Annotated in this window: 1 protein-coding gene and 1 pseudogene; both read right to left on the reverse strand. The window is 68.6% G+C overall.

The window, feature by feature from the left end; genetic code table 11:
- Positions 1 to 21 precede the first annotated feature (21 nt).
- On the reverse strand, positions 22 to 690 hold the full coding sequence (locus QMK34_RS47570; RefSeq protein WP_326421643.1) for a DedA family protein: 669 nt from the start codon (positions 688 to 690) through the stop codon (positions 22 to 24).
- A 26-nt stretch (positions 691 to 716) separates the two neighbouring features.
- A pseudogene (locus QMK34_RS47575) lies at positions 717 to 907 on the reverse strand (lipoyl synthase); the annotation flags it as partial.

Raw genomic sequence — 907 nt, forward strand, 5'->3', positions numbered from 1 at the left:
GTGAAGGGAGCCTTCACGGCGTTAGACGCCGTCATGGTGGCCTTCAGGGGCAATCAGGCTGGGCTTGGAGGCGGCGGAGAGGGTTTTGTTTTTCTTGAGGCGTAGCAGGACGACGACGAACGTTGCGGCCAGTGCGGCGACCACGATCAGGCCGCCAGTGCTCAGCGCGCCTTCGACCTTCTTCGCGGCTTCGCCCAGTGCTGCGCCGATGCTGATGTGGATCAGCGACCAGCAGAACGCCCCGGCCGCGGCGGCCGGGAGAAACTTGCGCAACGGCAGGCCGGACGTGCCCGCCGCGGCCGGGGTCAGGGTGCGGATCACCGGCAGGAACCGGGCGAAGAACACCGCCCAGGCGCCACGCCGCCGCAGGACGCCGGTGGCCTTGTCCCAGCCTTCGGTGCCGTACTTGCGGATCAGCTTGGTCTCGCGCAGCCTCGGGCCGAAGCGCTTGCCGATCAGATACCCGAGCACGTCCCCGAGGGCGGCGCACACCGTCACCACGGCCCACAGCGTCAGGAACCGCGGCACCGAGTCGGCAGTGGTCGCCGCGACGAGCAAGCCGGCTTCGCCGGGGGCGAGGAAACCCAGCCCCAGCGTGCATTCGGCGAACACCAGGCCGCCCGTCGCCGCGACGAGTCCCGGTTCGGGGAGTCCTTGGAGCCAGTCGAGTACATCCGTTACCAAAGCCATGGGATTACTTTACTGATTCTTTGGAATCAGCGAGCGAGTAGTGAGCTGGCTTCCTGGGCGGCGGGGCCCTGCGCGGCCAGGTGCTCCAGATTGGCCGGGAGTTCCTCGCCGCGGTGCTGCTTGGTCTGCGCGAACAACCGGCCCGCGCGGTACGACGAGCGCACCAGCGGACCGGCCATGACCCCGGCGAAACCCATCGCCAGCGCCGCGTCCGAAT

It is taken from the genome of Amycolatopsis sp. H20-H5 (assembly GCF_035828755.1).
Taxonomy (GTDB): domain Bacteria; phylum Actinomycetota; class Actinomycetes; order Mycobacteriales; family Pseudonocardiaceae; genus Amycolatopsis.